The sequence below is a fragment of the Nocardioides carbamazepini genome (assembly GCF_024614185.1).
GTDB lineage: Bacteria > Actinomycetota > Actinomycetes > Propionibacteriales > Nocardioidaceae > Nocardioides > Nocardioides carbamazepini.
This window is the reverse complement of record NZ_JAHTLF010000013.1, coordinates 366,264-391,184: the sequence shown is the minus strand read 5'-3', so window position 1 is coordinate 391,184 and position 24,921 is coordinate 366,264. Positions and strand designations below refer to the sequence as shown.

Annotated in this window: 22 protein-coding genes; 16 read left to right on the top strand and 6 right to left on the bottom strand. The window is 71.1% G+C overall.

Annotated features, from left to right (window positions below; all coding sequences use genetic code 11):
* Positions 1 to 64 precede the first annotated feature (64 nt).
* From KVF89_RS08790 to ilvC, 5 genes are all read left to right on the top strand, one after another.
* Positions 65 to 481 (top strand): VOC family protein, encoded by a 417-nt coding sequence (locus tag KVF89_RS08790; protein WP_257424950.1) that lies wholly within the window; start codon positions 65 to 67, stop codon positions 479 to 481.
* Between the two features lie 102 nt (positions 482 to 583).
* Entirely contained in the window at positions 584 to 1,378 is a 795-nt protein-coding gene (locus tag KVF89_RS08785) for a CHAD domain-containing protein (protein WP_257424949.1), read from the top strand.
* A 236-nt stretch (positions 1,379 to 1,614) separates the two neighbouring features.
* Positions 1,615 to 3,390 (top strand): acetolactate synthase large subunit, encoded by a 1,776-nt coding sequence (locus KVF89_RS08780; protein ID WP_257424948.1) that lies wholly within the window; start codon positions 1,615 to 1,617, stop codon positions 3,388 to 3,390.
* Positions 3,391 to 3,392: 2 nt separating this feature from the next.
* Entirely contained in the window at positions 3,393 to 3,932 is a 540-nt protein-coding gene (gene ilvN / locus KVF89_RS08775) for an acetolactate synthase small subunit (RefSeq protein ID WP_257424947.1), read from the top strand.
* Positions 3,933 to 3,980: 48 nt separating this feature from the next.
* Complete coding sequence (gene ilvC, locus KVF89_RS08770) at positions 3,981 to 5,006, top strand: ketol-acid reductoisomerase (protein ID WP_257424945.1); 1,026 nt, start codon at positions 3,981 to 3,983, stop codon at positions 5,004 to 5,006.
* 75 nt (positions 5,007 to 5,081) lie between these two features.
* Here the strand turns inward: ilvC and KVF89_RS08765 are convergent, their stop codons facing one another.
* From KVF89_RS08765 to KVF89_RS08750, 4 genes are all read right to left on the bottom strand, one after another.
* Positions 5,082 to 5,516 (bottom strand): EamA family transporter, encoded by a 435-nt coding sequence (locus KVF89_RS08765; protein WP_257424944.1) that lies wholly within the window; start codon positions 5,514 to 5,516, stop codon positions 5,082 to 5,084.
* A gap of 71 nt (positions 5,517 to 5,587) precedes the next feature.
* Positions 5,588 to 8,470, bottom strand: a complete 2,883-nt coding sequence (locus KVF89_RS30390; protein WP_257424942.1) for a PKD domain-containing protein — start codon at positions 8,468 to 8,470, stop codon at positions 5,588 to 5,590.
* Between the two features lie 235 nt (positions 8,471 to 8,705).
* A complete protein-coding gene (locus tag KVF89_RS08755) occupies positions 8,706 to 9,524 on the bottom strand; it encodes an ABC transporter permease subunit (protein WP_257424941.1) in 819 nt (272 codons plus the stop codon).
* The gene (locus KVF89_RS08750) at positions 9,521 to 10,447 is read right to left on the bottom strand and encodes an ABC transporter ATP-binding protein (protein WP_257424939.1); all 927 of its coding nucleotides are present in this window, start codon (positions 10,445 to 10,447) and stop codon (positions 9,521 to 9,523) included. Before KVF89_RS08750 ends, KVF89_RS08755 begins: the two co-directional genes overlap by 4 nt.
* Positions 10,448 to 10,568: 121 nt before the next feature.
* Between KVF89_RS08750 and KVF89_RS08745 the strand changes: the two genes are divergently transcribed.
* Positions 10,569 to 11,213, top strand: coding sequence for a DsbA family oxidoreductase (locus KVF89_RS08745; RefSeq protein ID WP_257424938.1), 645 nt, complete (start codon positions 10,569 to 10,571; stop codon positions 11,211 to 11,213).
* 9 nt (positions 11,214 to 11,222) lie between these two features.
* Here the strand turns inward: KVF89_RS08745 and KVF89_RS08740 are convergent, their stop codons facing one another.
* Positions 11,223 to 11,675 (bottom strand): MaoC family dehydratase, encoded by a 453-nt coding sequence (locus KVF89_RS08740; RefSeq protein ID WP_257424936.1) that lies wholly within the window; start codon positions 11,673 to 11,675, stop codon positions 11,223 to 11,225.
* 119 nt (positions 11,676 to 11,794) lie between these two features.
* Here KVF89_RS08740 and efeU point away from each other — a divergent pair, with 119 nt between their 5' ends.
* The 4 genes from efeU to serA all read left to right on the top strand — a co-directional run bounded on the left by efeU (position 11,795) and on the right by serA (position 16,855).
* Positions 11,795 to 12,649, top strand: coding sequence for an iron uptake transporter permease EfeU (gene efeU / locus KVF89_RS08735; RefSeq protein WP_257424935.1), 855 nt, complete (start codon positions 11,795 to 11,797; stop codon positions 12,647 to 12,649).
* A gap of 3 nt (positions 12,650 to 12,652) precedes the next feature.
* The gene (gene efeO, locus KVF89_RS08730) at positions 12,653 to 13,849 is read left to right on the top strand and encodes an iron uptake system protein EfeO (protein WP_257424934.1); all 1,197 of its coding nucleotides are present in this window, start codon (positions 12,653 to 12,655) and stop codon (positions 13,847 to 13,849) included.
* Positions 13,846 to 15,114, top strand: coding sequence for an iron uptake transporter deferrochelatase/peroxidase subunit (gene efeB / locus KVF89_RS08725; protein ID WP_257425270.1), 1,269 nt, complete (start codon positions 13,846 to 13,848; stop codon positions 15,112 to 15,114). The genes efeO and efeB overlap by 4 nt, the downstream gene beginning before the upstream one ends.
* 142 nt (positions 15,115 to 15,256) lie before the next feature.
* Positions 15,257 to 16,855, top strand: coding sequence for a phosphoglycerate dehydrogenase (serA, locus tag KVF89_RS08720; RefSeq protein ID WP_257424933.1), 1,599 nt, complete (start codon positions 15,257 to 15,259; stop codon positions 16,853 to 16,855).
* A gap of 146 nt (positions 16,856 to 17,001) precedes the next feature.
* Here the strand turns inward: serA and yczR are convergent, their stop codons facing one another.
* A complete protein-coding gene (gene yczR, locus KVF89_RS08715; protein WP_257424932.1) occupies positions 17,002 to 18,459 on the bottom strand; it encodes a MocR-like transcription factor YczR in 1,458 nt (485 codons plus the stop codon).
* 61 nt (positions 18,460 to 18,520) lie between these two features.
* Between yczR and yczE the strand changes: the two genes are divergently transcribed.
* Genes yczE through KVF89_RS08685 form a run of 6 tightly spaced genes read left to right on the top strand, consistent with a single transcriptional unit; the run spans position 18,521 to position 24,918 of the window.
* Positions 18,521 to 19,237 carry a membrane protein YczE gene (gene yczE / locus KVF89_RS08710; protein ID WP_257424930.1) on the top strand — a complete coding sequence of 239 codons (717 nt, stop codon included), beginning with the start codon at positions 18,521 to 18,523 and terminating at the stop codon, positions 19,235 to 19,237.
* 30 nt (positions 19,238 to 19,267) lie between these two features.
* The gene (locus tag KVF89_RS08705; protein WP_257424928.1) at positions 19,268 to 20,497 is read left to right on the top strand and encodes a toxic anion resistance protein; all 1,230 of its coding nucleotides are present in this window, start codon (positions 19,268 to 19,270) and stop codon (positions 20,495 to 20,497) included.
* A gap of 50 nt (positions 20,498 to 20,547) precedes the next feature.
* Positions 20,548 to 21,063 carry a hypothetical protein gene (locus tag KVF89_RS08700; RefSeq protein WP_257424927.1) on the top strand — a complete coding sequence of 172 codons (516 nt, stop codon included), beginning with the start codon at positions 20,548 to 20,550 and terminating at the stop codon, positions 21,061 to 21,063.
* A complete protein-coding gene (locus tag KVF89_RS08695) occupies positions 21,060 to 22,718 on the top strand; it encodes an AAA family ATPase (RefSeq protein ID WP_257424926.1) in 1,659 nt (552 codons plus the stop codon). The genes KVF89_RS08700 and KVF89_RS08695 overlap by 4 nt, the downstream gene beginning before the upstream one ends.
* Positions 22,715 to 23,986 carry a GlnX family signal transduction membrane protein gene (locus tag KVF89_RS08690; protein WP_257424924.1) on the top strand — a complete coding sequence of 424 codons (1,272 nt, stop codon included), beginning with the start codon at positions 22,715 to 22,717 and terminating at the stop codon, positions 23,984 to 23,986. The genes KVF89_RS08695 and KVF89_RS08690 overlap by 4 nt, the downstream gene beginning before the upstream one ends.
* Entirely contained in the window at positions 23,983 to 24,918 is a 936-nt protein-coding gene (locus KVF89_RS08685; RefSeq protein ID WP_257424923.1) for a glutamate ABC transporter substrate-binding protein, read from the top strand. Before KVF89_RS08690 ends, KVF89_RS08685 begins: the two co-directional genes overlap by 4 nt.
* Positions 24,919 to 24,921 lie beyond the last annotated feature (3 nt).

Sequence of the window (24,921 nt, the reverse complement as noted above, 5' to 3'; positions counted from 1 at the left end):
GACGAACCTAGGCCACGGCGCGCGGCAGTGGTCGCTGTCGGAGGCCGGTGCTTGAGTCGACCCCATGGACCAGCGGATCAGCTTCATCACCCTCGCGGTGGACGACCTCGACGCCAGCCGACGCTTCTATCGCGACGGTCTCGGCTGGACGCCCGAGCTCGACGTGCCGGGCGAGGTGCTGATGTTCAAGGCGGGGCAGCTCCTGGTCCTGTCGCTGTGGGAGCGCAGCCACTTCGAGGCGGAGGTGGGGGCGACCATGACCGGCCCCGGCGTCGCCCCGCTGACCATCGCCCACAACATGCCGACGCCGGCGGGCGTCGACGAGGTGCTCGAGGCGGCGCGGGCGGCCGGCGCGTCCGTGGTGCACGCGGCGGAGCAGCGCGACTGGGGCGGCTACTCGGGCTACTTCGCCGATCCCGACGGCTACCGGTGGGAGGTCGCCTTCAACCCGGGGCCGGTGGGGGAGGTGGTGCTGCCCTGAGCCCGAGTCCACCGATCTCCCGCTGCTGCGCGCCACCGGCCGGGCTGCTTCGCCGCGCGCTCCGTTGACTTGCTGCGGGGGCACCGGTCCAGACTGGGCGGTGTGGCGGACACCTCGGCAGCTGACCTGCTGACCGGCGCCGTCGGCGTCCTGCTCGCCGACATCCGCGCCGGGCGGGCGCCGGCACTCGCCGACGAACCCGACGCGGTCCACCGGCTGCGCACCTCGGTGCGGCGGCTCCGCAACGTGCTGGCCGGGTTCGGCCGCTATGTCGAGAGACGGCCGGCGGGAGCGCTGCGCGATCGCCTGGCGTCGTACGGCGCGCTGCTGGGTGCCGGGCGCGACCTGGAGGTGCGGGCGGAGGACTGCCGGCGGGTGCTGGCGGAGGTCGGTCGCCTCGACCTCGAGCCGGTGCTCGTGGCGCCGCTGGTCGCCGCCCACGGCGGCGCGCACGCCGCGCTGGTCGACTGGCACACCACGCCGGACGCGGTCGCGCTCGATCGCCTGCTGGGGGAGTGGGCGCGGACGGTGCCGCTCACGGCCCGTGCTCACCGGGCCGCCGACCCGGCGGTGGCGAAGGTGCTGCGGCGCGAGGTCGGCCGGGTCCTCGACCGCGCCGCCGACGGCGAGGCCTCGCACGAGGTCCGCAAGTCCGCGCGCCGACTGCGCCATGTGGCGGAAGCGGTGGGCACCGACGACGCCGCGCGGCTCGGCCGGCTCGGCAAGGACATCCAGGGCCGGCTCGGGGACCACCGCGATGCGCTCCTGCTCGCCGAGCATCTCTGGTCGGTCGGCGCGCCGGCGGTCGTCGTCGCCCGGGTCGAGGCGTCCGCGAGCCATGCTCTCGACGGTCTCCCCGAGGTGCTCGCGACGCTCCGCGGAGGGCACGAAATCTGAGACTGCCGTCTTGCGATCTGGGACGAAGTGCGACACTGGTTCGACGGCACGACGTGCGACGGCTACGGTGAATCCATGCTTGACCTGATTCTCGTATCCTCCGGACGCGCCAGCTGAGCCTGACCAGGACTTCCGTCAGACGAACGCCAGCGCGTCCACCCCTCGTTGCCCAGCAACCGAGGGGTTTTTTGTTGAGTACGACGTAGCCACCACAGCAGAGACAAGGAACGACTCGGATGAGTGAGCAGCAGGGCTCGGGCGCCGATTCCACGGCACGGGGCATCACCGGAGCACAGAGCCTGGTCCGGTCCCTGGAGGCGGCCGGGGTCACCGACATCTTCGGCATCCCCGGCGGCGCCATCCTCCCGGCGTACGACCCGCTGATGGACAGCAGCATCCGCCACATCCTGGTGCGCCACGAGCAGGGCGCGGGCCACGCCGCGCAGGGGTACGCCGCCGCGTCGGGCAAGGTCGGCGTCTGCATGGCGACCTCGGGCCCGGGCGCGACCAACCTGGTCACGCCGCTCGCGGACGCGCACATGGACTCGCTCCCGATGGTCGCGATCACCGGCCAGGTCGGCGCATCGATGATCGGCACCGATGCCTTCCAGGAGGCCGACATCCGCGGCATCACGATGCCGATCACCAAGCACAGCTTCCTGGTCACCGACCCGGCGGAGATCCCGGCCAAGATCGCCGAGGCCTTCCACATCGCCTCGACCGGCCGTCCGGGCCCGGTCCTGGTCGACGTCACCAAGTCCGCGCTGCAGGCCGACACCACCTTCCACTGGCCGACCGAGCTCAACCTGCCCGGCTACCGCCCCGTCACCCGGCCGCACGCCAAGCAGATCCGCGAGGCCGCCCGGCTCATGCTGGAGTCGCGCAAGCCCGTCCTGTACGTCGGTGGCGGCACGATCCGCTCGGGCGCCTCGAAGGAGCTGCTCGTCCTCGCCGAGCTCACCGGCATCCCGGTCATCACCACGCTGATGGCGCGCGGCGCGCTCCCCGACAGCCACCCCCAGCACCTCGGCATGCCCGGCATGCACGGCACCGTCGCGGCCGTCGCGGCGCTGCAGAAGAGCGACCTCATCATCAGCCTCGGGGCCCGCTTCGACGACCGGGTCACCGGCAACCTCGACTCGTTCGCGCCGGGTGCCAAGGTGATCCACGCCGACATCGACCCCGCCGAGATCGGCAAGAACCGGTTCGCCGACGTGCCGATCGTCGGCGACGTCCGCGAGGTGCTGGTGGACCTGATCACCACCCTGCGCACCGAGCAGGAGGCCGGCAACACCGGCGACTACGAGGGCTGGGTGGCCTTCTGCGCCGGAGTGAAGAAGAAGTACCCGCTCGGCTACGATCTGCCGGCCGACGGCGGCCTCGCGCCGCAGTACGTCCTCGAGCGTCTGGGCGTCCTCTCCGGCCCCGACACGATCTACACCGCGGGCGTCGGCCAGCACCAGATGTGGGCCGCGCACTTCGTCGGCTACGAGCGTCCCAACACCTGGATCAACTCCGGCGGCCTCGGCACCATGGGCTTCTCGGTGCCGGCCGCGATGGGCGCGAAGGTCGCGATGCCCGACCAGACGGTGTGGTCGGTCGACGGCGACGGCTGCTTCCAGATGACCAACCAGGAGCTCGCGACCTGCGCCATCAACAACATCCCGATCAAGGTCGCGATCATCAACAACGAGTCGCTCGGCATGGTCCGTCAGTGGCAGACGCTGTTCTACAACTCGCGCTACTCCAACACCGACCTCCACTCCAAGCGGATCCCCGACTTCGTCAAGCTCGCCGACGCCTACGGCTGCGTCGGCCTGGCCTGCGACTCGCCCGACGACGTCGACGCGACCATCCAGAAGGCGATGGAGATCAACGACGTGCCGGTGGTCGTCGACTTCCGGGTCCACCGCGACGCGATGGTGTGGCCGATGGTCGCCGCCGGCACCAGCAACGACGACATCAAGTACGCGCGCGACCTCGCGCCCCAGTTCGACGAGGATGACCTGTAGAGATGGCCAAGCACACCCTGTCCGTCCTCGTCGAGGACAAGCCCGGCGTCCTGGCGCGGATCTCGGCACTGTTCAGCCGTCGCGGCTTCAACATCGAGTCGCTCGCCGTCGGCCCGACCGAGCACGACGAGATCTCCCGGATGACCATCGTCGTCAACGTGGAGTCCTCGCCGCTCGAGCAGGTGACCAAGCAGCTCAACAAGCTGGTCGAGGTCCTCAAGATCGTGGAGCTCGACTCCGGCTCCTCGGTCCACCGCGAGCTGGTGCTGGTCAAGGTCGGCGCCACCGCGGAGAACCGCGGCGAGGTCCTCGACGTCGTCCAGCTCTTCCGGGCGAAGGTCATCGACGTCGCCTCGGACGCGATCACCATGCAGATCGTCGGCAACGACGGCAAGATCGCCGACTTCCTGCGCGTGCTGGAGCCCTTCGGGATCCGCGAGCTCGTGCAGTCCGGCATGGTGGCCATCGGCCGCGGTCCACGCTCCATCTCGGAGCGCGGCAAGCCCGTCGCCGTACCCGTGCCGCCTGCCGCCAACGCCTGAACCACATCGCAACATCAACCAGCCCCAACCAGCAAGGAGAAGCCCGACGTGGCTGAGATCTACTACGACGACGACGCCGACCTGTCCCTCATCCAGGGCAAGCACGTCGCCGTCATCGGTTACGGCAGCCAGGGCCACGCCCACGCGCTGAACCTGCGCGACTCCGGTGTCGACGTGCGCGTCGGCCTCAAGGAGGGCTCGAAGAGCCGCGCCAAGGCCGAGGAGGAGGGCCTGCGCGTCCTCACCCCGCGCGAGGCGGCGGAGGAGGCCGACGTCATCGTCATCCTCGCCCCCGACCAGGTCCAGCGGCACCTGTACGCCGACGACATCGCACCCGCGCTCGCCGAGGGCGACACCCTGGTCTTCGGCCACGGCTTCAACATCCGCTTCGGCTACATCCAGCCCCCGGCCGGTGTCGACGTCATCCTCGTCGCGCCGAAGGCTCCGGGCCACACGGTGCGTCGCGAGTACGTCGCCGGCCGCGGCATCCCGGACATCATCGCCGTCGAGCAGGACGCCTCGGGCAAGGCCTGGGACCTCGCGAAGTCCTACGCCAAGGGCATCGGCGGCACCCGCGCCGGCGTCATCAAGACCACCTTCACCGAGGAGACCGAGACCGACCTGTTCGGTGAGCAGTCCGTCCTCTGCGGTGGCGTGTCGCAGTTGGTCCAGTACGGCTACGAGACCCTCACCGAGGCCGGCTACCAGGGTGAGATCGCCTACTTCGAGGTCCTCCACGAGCTCAAGCTCATCGTCGACCTGATGTGGGAGGGCGGCATCGCCAAGCAGCGTTGGTCGGTCTCCGACACCGCCGAGTATGGCGACTACGTCTCCGGCCCGCGCGTCATCGACGCCCGCGTCAAGGAGAACATGCAGGCCGTCCTCGCCGACATCCAGAGCGGCGCGTTCGCCGAGCGCTTCATCGCCGACCAGGACGCCGGCGCGCCGGAGTTCGTCGCGCTGCGCGAGAAGGGTGCCCAGCACCCGATCGAGGCGGTCGGCAAGACGCTGCGCTCGCACTTCTCGTGGGCTCAGAGCGACGACGACTACACCGAGGGCTCGGCCGTGCGCTGATCCTCCTCGTGTAGCGATCCACGCGACACCCCCGGACCCGTCGAGGGCCGGGGGTGTCGGCGTCCGGCGGACGGGTCAGCCGCTGACGACGAGCAGCACCGCGCCCGCGCCGACCAGGGCGATCCCGCCCCACTGCAGCCCCGACAGGCGCTCGCCCAGCAGCGTCACGCCGAAGACCGCGACCAGGACGACGCTGAGCTTGTCGACCGGCGCCACGAGGGAGGCGTCGCCGAGCTTGAGGGCGCGGAAGTAGCAGATCCACGACGCTCCGGTCGCGAGTCCCGACAGGACGAGGAAGAGCCAGGTCCGGGCGCTGATCTCGCCCGGCGAGTGGAACTTGCCGAGCGTCATCAGGATCAGGCCGAGCGTCACCAGGATCACGATGGTGCGGATGAAGGTCGCGACGTCGGAGTCGATGTCCTTCACGCCCACCTTGGCGAAGATCGCGGTCAGCGCGGCGAAGACCGCGGACAGCAGCGCCCAGAACCACCAGGCCGAGGTCAGATCCATATGAGCTCCGTAGCGTCGTTCGTTCTGTGGGCTCGAACCCACGGAACGAACGACGTTAGCGCAGCGAGACCTCAGTGAAGGGCGACCGTGACGCTGGTTCCCTTCGCCGCCGCGTCCGTGGTGGCGACCTGGTCGCCGTACTGGCCGGCCGCGACCGGCCCGCCGGTGTCGGCCACCAGGGTGTCGACGTGGCCGCCTCCGGCCCCGATCAGCCGCTGCCGCATCGTGGACCCGGCGGGCTCGACGAAGGCCGTGGTCGTGGACGAGCGGTCCGACCACACCGTGACCACCCAGTCTCCCGGGGTGGTCACGGTCGGACTGTGGTGGGCGGTGGTGGCGGCGCTCTCCCCGCTGCCCGCCATCGCGGCGACCGGGCCGCTCGCCGACGTACCGGAGTACACCAGCACGACGAGGCTCGCCTTGACCGCGGTCGCGCCGAGGCTCACCGTGACGTTGCGCCCGGCGTCGTCCGGTGCGGCGACGCGCTGCCACACGACGGTGGTGAGCGCGTCGGTGGTGGCGGGAGACCCGACCTGGGTCCAGCCGACCGGTGCGGCGGGGACGGCGGTCGTCGCCGCCGAGACCACCGCGACCAGCCCGTCGCCGGCCTGCACGGTGGCGGGGATCGGCGTCACGACACTGGTCGCGTTGGTGACCTTGCCCGTCGCGTCGCGGAACCCGACCTGGCTCGTGCCGCCCTCGATCACGACCGTCTGGGTGCTGGCACCGCTGGCGCCGTCCTCGTCGGTGACGGTGAGCGTCACCTCGTAGGAGCCGGGAGCGGCGTACACGTGGTCGGGCCGGGCGCCGGTGGCGGTGCCGCCGTCGCCGAAGGTCCAGGCGTACGAGGTGACGGTGCCGTCGCTGTCGGCGGACGCCCTGCCGTCGAAGCCGCAGGACTGCCCCGAGCAGGAGCTGGTGAAGGAGGCGGTGGGCGCCGTGTTGGCGAGCGGCCCGAGGAACATGGTGCCGCTGGACCACTGCGGGCTCACGTCGATGCCGGCGCCGCTCACGCGGGTCCACGACCCGCCGACCACGCCGTCGGTCACGGGCAGCCGCCAGAGCTGGTTGGTCGACATGCCGGCCCACAGCTGCCCGTCGGCGTACACCAGGTTGCGGACGTCCTGGAGCAGCGGGAGGTTCGACGACGCGACCGTGAACTCCTGCGCGCCGAGGACCATGCTCTCGGGGGAGAACCACCGCCAGAACACCTTCCCCTGGAGCTGGCGGGTGTAGTAGAGCCGCCCGTCGGCGTACGCCAGGCCGGTCACCGAGGACATCTGCCCGTACAGCCCGGGCACGCGGCCACGGTAGGTCTGCGATCCGCCGCTCGTGGTCACCGTGCTCCACAGCGGGTCGTTGTAGGGGTCGATCACGGTGTCGGGGCCGAACGCCGTGCCGTCGAACGTGCGGTGGTGCAGCTTGCCGTCGGTCCATCCGTAGACCAGCCTCGAGCCGATCATGAACGCGCCGCGCGCGTTGCTCCAGTTGCCCCCACCCGTCGTGGGCACCGTCGTGGGCGCGGTGGCGGAGCTGCCGGTGAACTGGCGAGCCGTGACGGTCGTGCCGGACAGGCGGTACAGGCTGCGGGGGAGGACCGGATCGGCTTGGGCGACCGGTGCGGTGCCGCCCTCCACGGGGAAGAAGGCGAGCCGCTCGCGGCGGTACTGGCTGTTGCCGACGTACTGCGTGTCGCTGCCGACGTAGAGGCCGTTGTCGGTCGCGAGCAGCTCCTCGGCACCGACGCCGCGGGGGTGCCGGCCCGGGTTCCACGAGAGCGGTACGCCGTTCTGCGGGTCGAGTGCCGCGAGGCCGGGACGCGGCACCTGCCCGGCCTGCTCGTCGGAGCCGCTCTGGACGGCGTTCATCCACTTCTGGTGCCCGCCGACGTAGACGGCGTTGTCGGCGACGGCGACCGAGAGCAGCGAGTCCGCGCCGGTCGCGGCCTGCCAGGTGGGCTCGACGGCCTGCCCGGTCACGGCGACGTCGAAGCGGGCCGCGGAGTCGCACAGCGTGCCGTTGTAGCCGGCCCCGCTGGTCGCGATCACGAAGTAGGCGCCGTCGGGCGAGAAGTCGACGTCACGCATGTAGGAGTCGAAGGCGTTCTTCTGGCAGGCCGGGGTGTAGCGCAACGTCTTCCAGTCGGGGTCGACGTACCCGTTGTCGGCGCCGAGCCGGATCAGCATGACCTGATCGCGGTCCAGGCCGTCGGCGTGCTTGAAGTTGCCGATCGCGACCACCCGGGAGCCGTCCGGGCTGGCGGCCAGCTTGGCAACGCCGACCGGCGCCTTCGCCGTACCGGAGGGCCAGTTGTGGTTGGTGTCGACCGCGACCTTCAGGTAGTCGTCGACCGCGCCCGTCGTCGCGTCCAGCGAGGCCAGCCCGGCCCGGGGCAGCGTGGCCACCGTCGTGAAGCTGCCTGCCAGCAGCAGCCGGTTCCCGACCAGCGCGATGTCGAGGATCCCGCCGTTGGGGCTGGGGTTCTTGAAGGCGGCGACCAGCGCGCCGGTGTTCGTGTCGAGCTTGATGATGTTGCGGACCTTGGCCGTGCCGGCCAGCTTGAAGGTGCCGGCGACGTAGAGCGCCGTCCCGTCGGCGGACGGCACGAGTGCGTTGACGCTGCCGTCCAGGGCGGGCACGAAGGCCGGGTCGACGACGCCCGTGAACCGGTCATAGGCGAACAGGTACGGCGTCGGCAGCGGTGCGCTCGTGCCGGGGTTCTGCGTCACGGTGAAGGTGCCGCCCACGAACACCTTGCGCCCGACCTCGGCGATCGCCAGGGTCCTGCCGTCGAGGATGTTCGGCGTGGTCGCCGGCACCGCGGACGGGATGAGCGGCTGGTGGGCCGGCTGCGCCAGGGCGGGTGGTCCGCCGCTCGTGACCATGGTCAGGGCGGCGACGACCACGGTCAGCAGGACCGCCAGACGGATGTGGATGCGACGGTGTCGGCGCACGGTGCCCCCAGGTGACTCGACCGAGACGACATCCGACGGTGACACGCCCCGGCCGCTCGCGACTCACCCATCTTGGGCATCTGACGCACCGACCCGGCTCAGTCTGAACCCGAGATGACGCCGACCCGGCTCAGAGTGAACGCGAAATCGCGCCGACCCGGCGCAGATTTAACTGTCGACAGTTCAATCTGCGCCGGGTCAGCGCTCCCTGCTGTTCAATCTGCGCCGGGTCGGGCTACTTGACCTCGGAGCGGAGCACCATCCGCATCCCGATGAGCAGTGGCAGCGCGATCCACAGGGCCGAGGTGACGGCCAGCTGGGCCCACTCCTGGCCGCCGAGGCCGCCGTCGAAGAGCAGGAAGCGCGACTCGTTGGGGTCGAACCAGCCGGAGTTGTCGGCCCACCACTGCTGGGCCGCGCCGAGTGCGCCGGACAGGCCCGGCAGCACCAGGTTCATCACGAAGTAGCCGACGATCGCGGCGGGGGAGCTGCGGAACAGCAGGCCGAGCGCGAAGCCGAGCAGCATGCCGAGCTCGTTGGCCAGCACGATCTGAAGGAAGGCGCTGAGGCTGATGTCCCACTGCGTGTCCACGCCGCTGATCGTGGCGGTGAGCAGGTTGCCGAGGGCGCCGACGCCCAGGGCGACGACCATGGAGACCGCGCCGATGGCGAGGGTGTTGACCAGCTTGGCGCCGAGCACGCGGCTGCGGTGGGGGACGAGGGTGAAGGTCGTCAGCGCCGTGCGCTGGCTCCACTCGCTGGTCACCGCGAGCACCCCGATGATCGGGAGGATGATCGACATGGGGGAGCCGATCGCTGCGGCGAAGGCCTCGAAGGTGAGCGTGTCGCGGTCGCCGAGGATGATGGTGAGCCCGGTCGCGATCACCGAGGTGATGACGATGCTGGCCATCAGCCAGAAGCCGGACCGGGTGTCGAACATCTTGCGCAGCTCGACGCGCAGGACCCGCCGGAAGGGCGTGGGGGCCGGGGCCGGGCGGGTCCGGGCGGCGGGGGGAGCGACGTCCTGGACGGCGTCGACGGTGGTGGCGGTCATGCCGCTGCTCCTTCGGTGGTCGAGGCGTGGTTGACGGTCTCGCGCTGGCTCTCGGCGGTCAGGGCCAGGAACATCTCCTCCAGGCCCGCCCCGTCGGCGGCCCGGAGCTCGGTGACGGCGATCCCGGCCGCGAAGGCGGCCTGGCCGACGCGGGTGAGGTCGGCCTCGGCGAGTACGGCGCCGCCGGAGGTCGGCCGGGCGGTGATGCCGCCGGCGACGAGGGCGGCGGCGAGCGCCGCGCCGTCGGTCGCCCGCACGAGGGTGCCGGCACCGGCCAGCAGCTCGTCCTTGGTGCCCTGCGCGACGATCCGGCCGTTGCCGATGACGACGAGGTCGTCGGCGATGACCTCGATCTCGTGCAGCAGGTGCGAGGACAGCAGCACGGTGCCGCCCTGGTCCGCGAAGTCGCGCAGCAGGTCGCGCATCCAGCGGATGCCGGCGGGGTCGAGGCCGTTGGCGGGCTCGTCGAGGATCAGCACCTCGGGGTTGCCGAGGAGCGCGGTCCCGATGCCGAGTCGCTGCCGCATGCCGAGGGAGTAGTTGCGGACCCGCCGGCTGGCCTCGTCGGGCGTCAGGCTGACCCGCTCCAGCATCTCGTCGACGCGGGTGCGGGGCAGGCCCATGGTGAGGCCGGCGATGGTGAGGATCTCCCGGCCGGTCCGCCCGGCGTGCTGGGCCGAGGCGTCCAGCAGGACGCCCACCTCACGACCCGGGTCGGGCAGGTCGGCGAACCGGCGTCCGAGGACCCGGACCTCGCCGGTGCCGGGGCCGGTCAGGCCGACCATCACGCGCATGGTGGTCGACTTGCCGGCGCCGTTGGGCCCGAGGAAGCCGGTGACGCGGCCCGGCCGCGCGGTGAAGGAGACGTCGTCGACGGCGGTGAAGCTGCCGTACGACTTGCTGAGGGACTCGACGGTGATCATGACCCGAAGCCTGTCGCCGCGGTGCCCTCCGCCGCTTCGGGCAGATCCCTTGACCCTTCCCTGAGGTCACCCCGGCTGCCCCTAGGGGAAGCAATCAGGGGTACGCCGCGTTGGGCCGGTCGTGCGTATCGAGATCTGGGCCGACGTCGTGTGTCCGTGGTGCTACATCGGCAAGCGCCGACTGGAGAAGGCGCTCGCCTCCTTCGATCACCGCGACGAGGTCGAGGTGATCTATCGCTCCTACGAGCTCGACCCGTTCGCCCCCGAGGTCGGCACCGAGTCCACGGTGCAGGTGCTGGGCCGCAAGCTCGGTGCCGATGAGGCCGCCACGCGGGCGATGATGGCGCAGGCGGACGAGGTCGCCGCCGCGAAGGGCCTGCACTTCTCCCATGCCGACGCCCTCCACGCCCGCACCCTGAGCGCCCACCGCCTGCTGCACCTGGCCCGGGCGGAGGGGAGCCAGCACGCGCTGCTGGAGGAGGTGCTGGCGGCGTACTTCACCCGCGGCGAGTCGCTCGGCGACCACGACGTGCTGCGCCGCGCGGCGGCTGCGGCCGGTCTCGACGCCACCCGTGTCGCGGAGGTGCTCGGCAGCGACGAGTTCCGTGACGAGGTGATGGCCGATGTCGCGCAGGCGCGGGCGTACGGCTCGACCGGTGTGCCGTTCTTCGTCGTCGACGGCCGCTTCGGCATCTCCGGGGCGCAGCCGACCGAACTGTTCGAGCAGGCGCTCACCCAGGCCTGGGAGTCACGCGAGCCCGCCTGACCGCGATGCCTACGGCAGCAGCAGGACGACCGTCTCGGCCACGCAGGCCGGCTTCTCCTCGTCCTCGATCTCGACGGTGTGGCGCACCGTGAGCTGCTTGCCGCTGGCGATGTCGACGACCTCGCCCAAGGTGACGTGCAGCCGGATCCGCTTGCCGACCAGCAGCGGCGCGGGGAAGCGGACCTTGTTGACGCCGTAGTTGAGCTTGGCGCCCGGGGTGCGCAGCGTGAAGACCTGGCTGCCGAGCCACGGCACCAGCGAGAGGGTGAGGTAGCCGTGGGCGATGGTGCCGCCGAACGGGCCCTCCTTGGCGCGCTCGAGGTCGACGTGGATCCACTGGTGGTCGCCCGTCGCGTCGGCGAACTGGTTGACCCGGCGTTGGTCGACGGTGACCCAGTCGCTGGTCCCGAGCTCGGTGCCGGCTGCCTCGGTCAGCTCCTCGAACGTCGTGAAAACCCGCATGGTCTGGCTCCTTCGCGCGCTCGTCGATTCCCTGCCGCCAGCCTAGTCCGCCTGTGTGATCCAGGTCATGTGCAACCAGGTGAGGCCAGGCTAAGCAAACAGGCGTACATTGGCCGCTTGTGCTCGCCAACTTCCTGATCGGACTGCGCGAAGGCCTCGAGGCCGCGCTGGTCGTCAGCATCCTGGTGGCCTATCTCGTGAAGTCGGAGCGCCGGGAGCTGCTGCCGCGGATCTGGACGGGCGTCGCCCTGGCCGTGGCCGTGTCGCTCGGGTTCGGCGCCGCGCTGACCTTCGGCCCCCGCGGCCTGACCTTCGAGGCGCAGGAGGCGATCGGCGGGACCCTGTCCCTCGTCGCCGTCGCCTTCGTGACGTGGATGATCTTCTGGATGTCGACCGCGGCGCGAGGCCTAGGTGCCGAGCTGCGCGGCCAGATCGACCGGGCCGCCGACGCCGGCCGCTGGTCGCTGGTCGTCGTCGCGATGCTCGCCGTCGGCCGTGAGGGGCTCGAGACCGCGCTCTTCCTCTGGGCGGCCACCCAGGCCGGCACCCGCGACACGATCGGTTCCGTGACCCCGACCTGGGAGCCGCTCCTGGGCGCGTCGCTCGGCATCCTGGTCGCCGTCGCGCTCGGCTATCTCATCTACCGCGGCGCGATCCGACTCAACCTGACGGTCTTCTTCACCTGGACCGGCGCCTTCCTGATCCTCGTCGCCGGGGGAGTGCTCGCCTACGGCATCCACGACCTGCAGGAGGCCGGCATCCTGCCGGGCCTGCACAACCTCGCGTTCGACGTCTCCGACGTGATCCCGCCGTCGTCGTGGTACGGCACCCTGCTCAAGGGCATCTTCAACTTCTCGCCCGCCACGACGAAGCTCGAGGCCCTCGCCTGGGTCCTGTACGTCGTCCCGGTGGGTGCGCTCTTCCTCTTCCGTACTCGCATCTTCCGACCCGCCCTCCAGTCTCAGGAGCACTGATCCATGCGCAAGACCCTGCTCGCCTCCGTGGCGGCCCTGGCCGTCGTCCCGGCGCTCGCCGCCTGCACCGAGAACGCCTCCAGCGACGGCGACGAGAAGGGCGGCGACGCCCGCGCGCTCACCGTCAGCTCGAGCGCGGACGCGTGCGAGCTGTCGGCCGGTACGGCGCCCGCCGGCACGCTGACCTTCAGCGTCACCAACTCCGGCTCGGACGTCACCGAGTTCTACCTGCTCGGCAGCGACGGGCTGCGGATCGTCGGTGAGGTCGAGAACATCGGCCCCAACCTGACCAAGAAGCTGACGGTGAACGCCCCGGAGGGCGAGTACTTCACCGCCTGCAAGCCGGGGATGGTGGGTGAGGGCATCCGCGCCGCGTTCACCGTGACCCACTCCGCCGACGCGCAGGAGGTGAGCGCCTCGGACCAGGAGCTCATCGACCAGGCGCAGAACAACTACCGCGCCTACGTCCAGGACCAGTCGGCCCAGCTGCTGGTGAAGACCCGCGAGTTCGTCGAGCTCTACAAGGCCGGGAACGCCGACGACCAGGCCCGCGCGCTCTACCCCAAGGCGCGTGAGCACTGGGAGCGGATCGAGACCGTCGCCGAGTCGTTCGGTGACCTCGACCCGAAGACGGACGCCCGCGAGGCCGACGTCGACTTCGCCGCCGGTGAGGAGTGGACCGGCTGGCACCGGATCGAGAAGGACCTGTGGCCGCAGGACGCGAAGGGCTACACCGCCCTGACGCCGGCCGAGCGCACGACGTACGCCGACGACCTGCTCGCCAACACCACCGAGCTCGACCAGCGGATCCAGGCCACCGGCCCCGACGCGCTGAGCTACCCGATCGACGCGATCGCCAACGGCTCCATCGGCCTGCTCGAGGAGGTGGCCAACGGCAAGATCACCGGCGAGGAGGAGGCCTGGTCGCACACCGACCTGTGGGACTTCCAGGCCAATGTCGACGGTGCCCGGGTCGCCTACGAGGGTGTGCAGGGGCTGCTGGAGAGCAAGGACGCGGCCCTGGCCGAGGAGCTGACCGCCAAGTTCGACGCGCTGCAGGCGCTGCTCGACGAGTACCGCGACGGCGACGGCTTCGTGCTCTACACCGAGCTCACGAAGGACGACACCAAGAAGATGACCGACGCCGTCAACGCGCTGTCCGAGCCGCTCTCGAAGCTCACCGCGGCGGTGACCTCCTGACCGGGAGCTCCCGCGTCAGCAGGCGCGGTCTCCTCGGTGGTGGCGCTGCCGCCGCCGGGGTGGCCGGCGCCTTCGCGGCCGGTCGCCTCGCCGCGCCCGACCCGGCGAAGGGCGACGCCCCCGCGGCGTCGTACCCGTTCCACGGTGAGCGGCAGGCAGGCATCGTCACGCCCGCCCAGGACCGGCTGCACTTCGTGGCGCTCGACGTCACCACCGACGACCGCGACCAGCTCGTCGCCCTGCTGAGGGCGTGGACGGAGGCGGCGGAGCGGATGACCCGGGGCGGCGACGCCGGGCCGGTCGGCGCGGTCGACGGTCCCGGCAACGCACCACCGGACGACACGGGCGAGGCGCTCGACCTGCCGCCCAGCAGGCTCACCATCACCTTCGGCTTCGGTCCCGGCCTGTTCGTGGACGCCGACGGCAACGACAGGTTCGGCATCGGCGACCGACGTCCCGAGGCCCTCGAACGGCTGCCGCGGTTCTCCGCCGACGTCCTCGACCCGGCGCGCAGCGACGGCGACATCTGCATCCAGGCCTGCGCCGACGACCCGCAGGTCGCCGTGCACGCGATCCGCAACCTGGTCCGGATCGGGTTCGGTACGACGGCCGTTCGGTGGTCCCAGCTCGGCTTCGGCCGGACGTCGACCACGTCGACCAGCCAGTCCACGCCGCGCAACCTCTTCGGCTTCAAGGACGGCACCGCCAACATCATGGCCGAGGAGGCCGGTGCGCTCGACACCCATGTGTGGGTCGACGCGGCCGACGACGCGAAGGCGGCCTGGCTCGCCGGCGGCTCCTACCTCGTCACCCGGCGGATCAACATGACGATCGAGGTCTGGGACCGGCAGTCACTGGAGGCCCAGGAGCAGTTCATCGGCCGCACCAAGGGCGCCGGCGCCCCCCTGTCGGGCGGCGAGGAGTTCACCGAGCCCGACTTCGCGATGGCGGGCAGTGCCGGCCCGATCATCCCGGTCGACGCCCACGTGCGCGTGGTGCACCCCGAGCTCAACGACGGCGTGCGCATCCTGCGCCGCGGCTACAACTTCGTCGACGGCAGCAACGACGTCGGCGGTCTCGACGCCGGCCTGTTCTTCATCGCCTATCTCCGCGATCCGCGCACCCACTTCATCCCGCTGCAGCGGGCGATGTCGAAGTCCGACGCCCTCATGGAGTACCTGCGGTTCACCGGCCAGGCACTCTTCGCCGTGCCTCCCGGGGTCGGCGAGGGGGAGTACGTCGGCCAGGCGCTCTTCGACGCCTGAGACCGACCCTCCGGCGCGCGGGCGTGGTGCCAGCGCGGGTGCGGACATGCCTGCGGGCCCCTGGCGGGTGGGAGTAGGCTGACGGCGCCCGCACAGCGCCGTGCACCCCTCTCGATCCGCACTTCCTGCGAAGGACCCCGCTGTGACTGCCACGACCGCACGCCCCGTCGTCCTCATCGCCGAAGAGCTGAGCCCCGCCACCGTCGAGGCGCTCGGTCCGGACTTCGAGATCCGTCACTGCAACGGCGCCGACCGGGCCGAGCTGCTGCCCGCCATCGCGGACGTGGACGCGATCCTGGTCCGCTCCGCGACCAAGGTCGACGCGGAGGCGCTCGCCGTCGCCAAGCGGCTCAAGGTCGTGGCGCGCGCGGGCGTCGGCCTCGACAACGTGGACGTGAAGGCGGCCACCCAGTCCGGCGTGATGGTCGTCAACGCGCCGACGTCCAACATCATCTCGGCCGCCGAGCTCGCCGTCGCGCTGATGCTCGCGGCCGCCCGCCACGTCTCGCCGGCCCACGCCGCCCTGCGCAACGGGGAGTGGAAGCGGTCGAAGTACACCGGCATCGAGCTGTTCGAGAAGACGGTCGGCATCGTCGGCCTGGGCCGGATCGGCGTGCTCGTCGCCCAGCGCCTGGCCGCGTTCGGCATGAACGTCATCGCCTACGACCCCTACGTCCAGGCCGGTCGCGCTGCCCAGGTCGGCGTCCGCCTCGTCGACCTGGACACGCTCATGGCCGAGTCGGACTTCATGTCCGTCCACCTCCCCAAGACCGCCGAGACCGTGGGCCTGATCGACGCCGACGCGCTCGCGAAGGCCAAGCCGTCGCTGGTCCTCGTCAACGCCGCGCGCGGCGGCATCGTCGACGAGGACGCCCTCTACGACGCCCTCAAGACCGGCCGGATCGCGGCCGCCGGCCTCGACGTGTTCGCGAAGGAGCCCTGCACCGACAGCCCGCTCTTCGAGCTCGAGAACGTCGTCGCCACGCCGCACCTCGGCGCCTCCACGGACGAGGCCCAGGAGAAGGCCGGCATCGCCGTCGCCAGGTCGGTCCGGCTCGCCCTCTCCGGTGAGCTGGTGCCCGACGCCGTCAACGTCCAGGGCGGCGTGATCGCCGAGGACGTGCGCCCCGGCATCCCGCTGACCGAGAAGCTCGGCCAGATCTTCACCGCCGTCGCCGGCGAGGTCGCCCAGCAGCTCGACGTCGAGGTCCGCGGCGAGATCGCCGACCACGACGTGAAGGTGCTCGAGCTCGCCGCGCTCAAGGGCGTCTTCAGCGGCGTCGTCGAGGACCAGGTCTCCTATGTCAACGCCCCGCTGCTCGCGGCCGAGCGCGGCATCGCCGTACGCCTCGTCCTGGACGGTGAGAGCGGCGACCACCGCAACCTGATCACGCTGCGCGGCACGCTCGCCGACGGCACCCAGGTGTCCGTGAGCGGCACCCTCGTCGGCATCGCCCAGAAGGAGCGGCTGGTCGAGGTCAACGGCTACATCGTCGACATCGAGCCCACGGAGCACCTCGCGTTCTTCACGTACGTCGACCGTCCCGGCATGGTCGGCACCGTCGGCCAGATCCTCGGTGAGGCGCGGGTCAACATCGCCGGCATGCAGGTGTCCCGCGAGACCAAGGGCGGCGACGCCCTCGTCGCGCTCTCCGTCGACTCCGCCATCCCCGCCGACACCCTCGCCCAGATCGAGTCGGCCATCGAGGCCACCTCGATCCGCGCGGTTGATCTCGTCTGACGTTGAGTCGTCGGTTCTGACCTGTCGAGTCGTCAGTTCTGTCGCTCACGGCCCCGAGTCGTTTCCCCGGTGTGGCAGAAGTGACCACTCAACGGGTCAGAGGTGACGACTCAACGGGTCAGAGGTGACGACTCAACGGACCGGGGTCAGGCCACCAGGAAAGGCTCGGCGCCCGACGCGGTACTTGCCACCCCGGCCCGCCCGGAGGTGACCACGGCCCACGCTGCCGCGATCCGGCGCACCGCCTCGACCAGCTCCGGCGCCGCGCTCGCGTAGGGCAGCCGGACGTAGCGGTCGAGGCCGCCCTCGGGGGCGAAGGACGGGCCCGGAGCGAGGAGTACGCCGTGCCGCTCGGCCTCGGAGGACAGCGCGGTGGCGCCGGTGGCAGGCAGGTGACACCACAGCACCATCCCGCCGCCGGGCATCCGGAACCCCCAGGTGGGCAGGTGCTCGGCCAGCGCGGCGGTCATGGCGTCGCGCTGCTCGCGCAGCCGCGCCCGCTGACCGCGGACGACGGCGTCGAGGTCGCCGGTCAGCAGCCGGGTCAGCACCAGCTGCTCCAGCACGGGCACCCCGAGGTCGAGACCGACCCGGGCGCGGGTGAGCCGGTCGACCAGGGCGTGTGGCGCGCGGATCCAGCCCAGCCGGAGCCCGCCCCAGATGCTCTTGCTGGCGCTCCCGACGCACACCGCGTCCCGCGCCAGCGCGGCGAGCGGCGTCCCGGCGCGGGCATCGTCATCGAGTGACAGCAGGTAGTGGGCCTCGTCGACCACCGCGATGGCGTCGTGACGGGCGAGGAGCTCGGCGTAGCGCTCCCGGTCCGGCTCGGGCATCACCAGCCCGGTGGGGTTGTGGAAGTCCGGCATCAGCTGGACCAGTCGCGGCCGCCGTCGGGCGAGGGTGGCGCCGACGGCGTCGAGGTCCCAGCCGGACGGGTCGAGCGCGATGGTGGTGAGCCGGCCGCCGCCCGTGCGCAGCGCCTGCACGGCGTTGGGGTACGTCGGCGACTCCATCAGCACCCGGTCGCGTGGGCCGGCCAGCGCGCTGCCGACCACCGCGGTGGCGGCCAGCGCCCCGGGGGTGACGATGATCTGCTCAGGTGCGGTCGGGAGCCCGCGGGCGTCGTACGTCGCGGCGATGGCCTTCTGCAGGTCCGGCATCCCGGCGGGGAAGTAGCCGTGGCCCCCGAGGTGGGCGGGCAGGTCGGCCGCGGCCTCGGCGTAGACGGCCGCGATGCCCGGGGGAGCGGTGGCCGCCGCGCAGACGAGGTCGATCACGCCGTTGCCGACGTCGCTCGGCCACAGTGCCCGGTCCAGGGCCCGGATCCGTCCCCCGGGCAGGCGGGTGAACGTCCCGGCTCCCTGCCGCGCCTCGGCGTAGGCGGAGTCGCGCAGCACGGCGTAGGCCCGGGTGACCGTGGTGCGCGAGACGCCGAGTGCGGCGGTCAGGTCGCGCTCGCTCGGCAGGCGGGTGCCGTAGCCGATCCGGCCGTCCCCGACCAGCTCGCGCAGTGCGTCGGCGAGGCCGGCGTAGGCGGGGGAGCGGTCGAAGCCCTCGACGAGCGTGGCGAGCCGTGCGGCCGACAGCGAGGTGGTCTGCTCCATGCAGACCATTGGATCACGATTGGCTATTTCTCGACAGTCCAATCCAGGTCATCCTGGAGCCATGTCCCTCGCCGCCCCTGCCCCGCGGGGCGCCGTTCAGCTCGCCGATCTCGGTCCCGTCGCCCAGCTCCGCGCCGGTCGCCTGCCCCTCCGCCTCGTCCAGCTGTACGTCGGCCTGTGGCTCTACGGCGTCAGCCTGGCCCTGATGGTGCTCGGTGACATCGGCCTCGCTCCGTGGGACGTGCTGCACTCCGGGTTCATCCGCCACGTCCCGATCACGCTCGGGCAGGCCGTCGTGCTGTTCAGCTTCGCGGTCCTCGTCTTGTGGATCCCCCTGCGGGAGAAGCCGGGCCTGGGCACGATCTCCAACGCGATCGTGGTCGGCGTGGCCGCCGACGCCACGCTGGGGATGTTCGACGCTCCGGACCACCTGGCCGCCCGGATCGCGCTGATGGTCGGCGGCATCCTGCTGTGCGGCCTGGCGACCGCCCTCTACATCGGCGCCCAGCTCGGGCGCGGCCCCCGTGACGGCCTGATGACCGGCCTCGCACGGCGTACCGGACTCTCGATCCGGCTGGTCCGCACCGGCATCGAGGTCACCGTGGTCGTGATCGGCGTCCTGCTCGGCGGCACCTTGGGCCTCGGCACGGTGGTCTACGCCCTGACCATCGGCCCGATCGCGCAGTGGATGATGCCCTGGTTCATCGTCGGCCTGTCGTCCTCCCGGGTCGGTGGGATCCCTGACCAGACCCTGATTTGCCCTCCTGACCCTGCATGAGGCGGGGGTCGGCTGGATAGGCTCGGGGCCATGACCACCGACGGTTCCCCGGCCGCTGCCCCTGAGCCCGCTCCGCTCGCCCCTCCCGAGCCCGCGATCACGCTGACCGCGCCGGCCGCGCCCGCCCCGGTCGTGGAGACCCAGGCACCCAAGATGGCGCCCCAGGTCGAGGCGACGATGGTGCCCGAGCTCGACGCGAAGGTCGACAACTTCCTGACCTCCCTGACGTCCACCAAGGCGGGGAGCCCGGAGTTCGCCGCGCAGGCCGAGAACGTCCGCACGATGGGCTCCGCCGACATCCGCAAGGCGGCAGAGACGTCCAACCGGATGCTGGAGAAGCCGGTGAACGCGCTCAAGCAGGGCGGGATCGCGCAGGGCTCCGACGTCGGCAAGACCCTGCTCGCGCTGCGGCGTACCGTCGAGGACCTCGACCCGGGCCAGGCCACCGGCGTGAAGAAGTGGTGGGACAAGCTGCCGTTCAACGACAAGGTCGAGGACTACTTCCGCAAGTACCAGTCGTCGCAGAGCCAGCTCAACGGCATCCTGCACTCGCTGCGCAGCGGCCAGGACGAGCTGACCCGTGACAACGTCGCCCTCAACCTGGAGAAGACCAACCTCTGGGGCGTGATGGGCCGGCTCAACCAGTACATCTACGTCGCGGAGAAGCTCGACGCCAAGCTCTCGGCCAAGATCGCCGAGCTCGAGCTGAGCGACCCCGAGACCGCCAAGACGCTGTCGCAGGACGTGCTCTTCTACGTGCGCCAGAAGCACCAGGACCTGCTCACCCAGCTCGCGGTGTCGATCCAGGCCTACCTCGCGATCGACATCATCATCAAGAACAACATCGAGCTCATCAAGGGTGTCGACCGGGCGACCACGACGACCATCTCCGCGCTGCGGACGGCCGTCATCGTCGCCCAGGCGCTGAACAACCAGAAGCTCGTGCTCGATCAGATCACCGCGCTCAACACCACGACGTCGGCGATGATCCAGCGCACCTCGGAGATGCTCAAGGAGAACTCCGCGGCGATCCAGGAGCAGGCCGCGTCGTCCACGATCGGCATGGAGCAGCTGCAGGCCGCGTTCGCCAACATCTACGCGACCATGGACTCCATCGACGAGTTCAAGCTCAAGGCTCTCGACAACATGTCGACGACCATCGGCGTCCTCGAGAACGAGGTGCAGAAGTCGAAGGCCTACCTCGACCGGGTCCAGCAGCACGACGCCCGCAATGCCGCCGGCACGCTCGACATCGGCTGAGTCCTGCGCGACGCAGGAGACAGGACGCGGCTGATGGTTTCGAGGTTGGGGTGGGGCTGAGGTCGTGGTGGCGCAGATCTCGGGAGACGACGCAGGAGCCGGCGTACGTCGTGCCGCCGGCGCCCACCGAGCAGGACATCCGGGCGGCGCTGAACCAGGTGTACGCGATGCTCACCGACAACAACGCGCCGCCGGTCGTGGTGTCGCGGGTGCAGCGGATCGCGCGCACCATCAACCAGACCCTGCCGCGGCTGAGTCAGCTCGGGCTGGGCAGTGAGGAGAGCTACTCGGTGGTCGCGACGGCCACCGACTATCTCCCCGAGGCCCTGCAGTCCTATCTCCGGCTGCCGCGCGACTGGGCGGACACCCGGCCCATCGACGGACCGAAGACCGCGCTGCTCATCCTCATCGAGGCCCTCGAGCTGCTCGGCGTGACGATGGACCAGATCCTCGACGCCGCCAACCGCGCCGACGCCCAGGCGCTGATCGCGCACAGCCGCTTCCTCGACGCCAAGTTCGGCCACTCGTCCTCGGGCGGCCCCGACCTCACGCTGGGAACGCCATGACCACCCTCACCGAAGCCCTCGACGCCCTCGTCGCCGCGGCCCGTGCCGCCGGGCTCGACGAGGCCGCCGCCCGTGCCGAGGGGGAGGCGGTCGCGGCCACCGTCTCCGAGCGGTCCCGGGGCGCCTTCGTCGACTGGTGCGCGCAGACCGGGCGCGAGCGCTCCGCGGAGGAGCACATGCTCGCGGCCAAGCGCGGCAACCGGTTCCGCGCCGGCCCCACGCCCCTGATGTCCCAGCTGCTGCTGGAGAAGTCCACCGCGTCGGCCGACTACGCCGGCGCGCTGGCCGATGTGGCCATCGCCGGGTCGCGGCTGGGGGAGCCCGGCCCCGATGCCATCGGCGCCGCCACGACCGTGACGACCGCCCAGCTCGGTGGCGGCGCGGCCGGCCTGACGTCCGCCCCGGCGGCCGGGCTCACGCCGCCCGTCGAGGCGCCGGGCGCCTTCGACCTTCCCGTACGCCAGCCGGTGCCCGGCCTGGGCGACCAGATGCTCGACCAGGTGCGCCGGGTCGGCGAGCAGGTACGCCGCCAGCTCGGCGCGCTCAACAACGCGGCCCCGACGCTGCCGGGCGATCCCGGGGCCGATCCGGTGGCCGACGCCGGTGGACCACCGACGGGTGCGCCCCAGCCCGCCGACGGCGTACAGACTCAGTCGGCGGAGCCCGAGACCCCCGCGGCGGAGGAGCCGAAGCCCGAGGAGCCGACCAAGACGGTCGAGGAGCTGCTCGCGGAGCTCGACGGGCTGATCGGCCTGGCCAACGTCAAGGGTGAGATCCACCGCCAGGCGGCGGTGCTGCGGGTCGAGGGGCTGCGCAAGCAGGCAGGTCTCGAGAGCCCGACGATCACCCGCCACCTCGTCTTCAACGGCAACCCCGGCACCGGCAAGACCACGGTCGCGCGCCTGGTCGCCGGCATCTACCGCGCGCTCGGTCTGCTCTCCAAGGGCCAGCTGGTCGAGGTCGACCGTTCCGAGCTGGTCGCCGGCTACCTCGGCCAGACCGCCGCCAAGACGGCGGAGGTCGTGAAGTCCGCCGAGGGCGGCGTGCTGTTCATCGACGAGGCGTACTCGCTGTCGGGTGACCAGTACGGCAAGGAGGCCATCGACACCCTGGTGAAGGAGATGGAGGACAAGCGCGACGACCTCGTGGTCATCGTCGCCGGGTACCCGCTCCCGATGGCCATCTTCATCTCCGAGAACCCGGGCCTGGAGAGCCGGTTCCGGACCACCATCGACTTCGCCGACTACACCGACGACGAGCTCGCCGCGATCTTCGGTTCCATGGTCAAGGGTGCCGACTACGACGCGGGCGAGCCCGTCGTGGCCCGCCTGCGCGAGATCCTCGCGGCCACCGAGCGAGGCCCCTCCTTCGGCAACGCCCGCTTCGTCCGCAACCTGATGGAGGCCGCGATCGGCCACCACGCCTGGCGGCTGCGCGAGGTCACCGAGCCGACGGTGGAGCAGCTGCGGGCCCTCGAGCCCGAGGACCTCGTCGTGGACCCCAACGACCAGCCCGCCGCGGTGGGCGAGGAGGCTGAGGTCGCGCCGCCCGAGCACGTCGAGCCGGCCGAGCCGGTCGACCCGTTCGGCGACGACGCCACCGTCGCCCGCACGCCGAAGGACCCCGAGGCCGAGACCCCCCAGGAGGAGTCGTGAGCCAGACCGCCACCCCCGCGGCGGCACCACCGCCGCCACCCGCTGCCGCACCGGCCTCTGCCGCACCGGCACCCGCGGCCGCCGCGCAGCCCGGCACGTCGTACGTCGACACGCCGGCGCTGCTCAACCGCTGGCAGCTCATCGGGATGAGCGTGGCCATCGTGTTCGGCATCGTCAGCGCGCTGTTGCAGTTCGTCGGCTGGCAGGCCGACGGGCGGGCGGCCGACGACACCGAGCAGCTGATCCGGGTGCAGGAGGTCAAGACCTCGCTGCTGCGCGCCGACGCGCTCGCGACGAACGCCTTCCTCAAGGGTGGGCTCGAGGACCCCGCTCAACGCGAGGAGTACGACGTCGAGATCGACGGAGTCCTCGGCGACATCGCGAACGCAGCTGAGGCCCAGTCCGCCGACCGCAACGCCCTCTCCGCGCTCAACGTGGAGGTCACGGAGTACGCCACCGCCGTGGCCCAGGGCCGCGACAACAACCGGCAGAACTACCCCATCGGTGCGGAGTACCTGAACACCGCCAGTGCCGAGTTGCGCGCCACCGCGCTCCCCATCCTCGACGAGCTGATCAGGGCCAACCAGGAGCGCGCCGAGGGCGCCATGAACGGACAGCACCCGATCTGGCTGTTCCTGCTGGGCGTGGCCGTCCTCGTTGCGCTGGTGTGGCTCAACCGTGAGCTCGCCCGCCACTTCCGGCGCCGGATCAACAAGGGCATCGCCGTCGCGGCGATCATCGTGCTCGCAGTCACGCTGGTCACGGCGGTCGGTGCGTGGGTTCGGGACAGCTCCAACGACGGCCTGCGTGAGGGCGAGTTCGCAACCGCCGTCAGTGAGGCGCACGCCCGGACGGCCGGGAACGACGCCAAGGCGCTCGAGAGCCTGCGGCTCATCAAGCGCGGGTCGGGGGCGACCTACGAGAACGACTGGACAGAGGCGGCGAAGGGTGTGGCCGACTCGGGCACCCGGGCGTCCGGGGAGTGGTCCTCCTACGCCAAGGTGCACGAGGAGATCGTCGCCCTCGACGATGCGGGCAGTTGGCAGCTGGCCCGCAAGAAGGCGATCGACGTGAGTGGCGCGGCCTTCCAGCCCTTCGACGACGCGACCCGCGCGGCGATCGAGAAGAACGGCGAGGTCGCGACGGACGACCTGCGTAGCGGACGCTGGCTCGCGCTCGTGATCAGCGCGTTGACGCTGCTGCTGGGTGTCGCCGCCGCGGTCGCGGTCGCCCGAGGTATCGGCGAACGACGGAGGGAGTTCTCATGATGCGAACCCGAGCTCTGCTCGCGACACTGACGGCGACGACCGCCCTGCTCGCGGCCTGTGGGTACGACGCGACGCCGTTACCGAAGGCCGGCGACGGTCCTGCTGCGTCTGCCCCTGCTTCACCGGGTGCGTCGCCCGCTCAGTGCGACAACGCCACGCAGTCCTACGCCGCCGACAACAACAAGCCCGATGCGGTCCAGCAGCTCACCAACAAGGGCCGGCTCGTCGTCGGGGTGTCCGGTGACACCTACAAGATGGGCTTCACCGACCCGACCGACGCCGAGCTCAAGGGCTTCGACATCGCGTTCGCACAGGAGATCGCCAACGCGCTCGGTGTGGACCTCGAACTCCGCGTGATCCTGGCCTCCGACCGGATCAAGATGCTCGAGAACGGCCAACTGGACATGGTGGCCCGGAACATGACAGTCAACTGTGATCGCTGGACCCAGGTCGCCTTCTCCGCCGTCTACTACAACGCCACCCAGAAGGTGCTGGTCGGCACCGACGAGGCCGCCAAGTACACCGGTCCGGCGAGCCTCGCCGGCAAGCGGGTCTGTGCGCCGACCTCTACGACGAGCGTGGCCAATATCAAGGAGATCGAGCCCGACGTGATCGCGGTCGAGGCGGCCAACCACACCGGCTGCCTGATCAAGTTCCAGAACAGCGAGGTCGACGCCATCACCGGCGACGACACCGTGCTCGCCGGTCTCGCCGCGCAGGACCCGTACACGGCGGTTCCGCAGCAGGAGAAGCTGACCGACGAGCCCTACGGCCTGGCGTTCAACAAGGACGACGTCGCGCTGGTGCGGTTCGTCAACTTCGTGCTCGACCAGATGCGTGCCGACGGTCGCTGGACGAAGACCTACGACGAGTGGCTCAAGCCCACGCTGAAGGTCGATGCCACCCCACCCGCTCCCGTCTACGGCCGGTGAGCG